The sequence below is a fragment of the Campylobacter sp. RM9331 genome (genome assembly GCF_020137685.1).
Lineage (GTDB): Bacteria > Campylobacterota > Campylobacteria > Campylobacterales > Campylobacteraceae > Campylobacter_E.
Genome location: NZ_JACGBA010000073.1, coordinates 1 through 301, shown reverse-complemented (window position 1 = coordinate 301; position 301 = coordinate 1). Strand labels below are relative to the sequence as shown.

1 protein-coding gene is annotated in these 301 nt (G+C 30.2%); it reads left to right on the top strand.

The window, feature by feature from the left end; genetic code table 11:
* A partial coding sequence (locus AVBRAN9331_RS09820; RefSeq protein WP_336612939.1) for a hypothetical protein occupies positions 1–301 on the top strand: 301 nt, incomplete at both ends.

The following is a 301-nucleotide window of genomic DNA, read 5'->3' as shown; positions in this document are numbered from 1 at the left end:
TTAGGTTGCAATAACTTTGGAGATTACAAGTTTACATTTAATGTAATTGGAACTGATATTAAAGGTGAAGCTAGCTTAAAACTTGTTGCTGATACTCAAACAAATACACCTAGCGTAGATAATACTACAAGTGATGTGGTTGTAGGTTCAGAAAACGGAATTATTAATATTAAACCAAGTGAAGATGCAAATAAAGTTCCAAGTGTTGATAATACTACAAATGGAAATACTAGTGATTCAGAAAACGGAATTATTAATATTAAGCCAAGTGAAGAAACAGATAATACACAAAACAAATCTG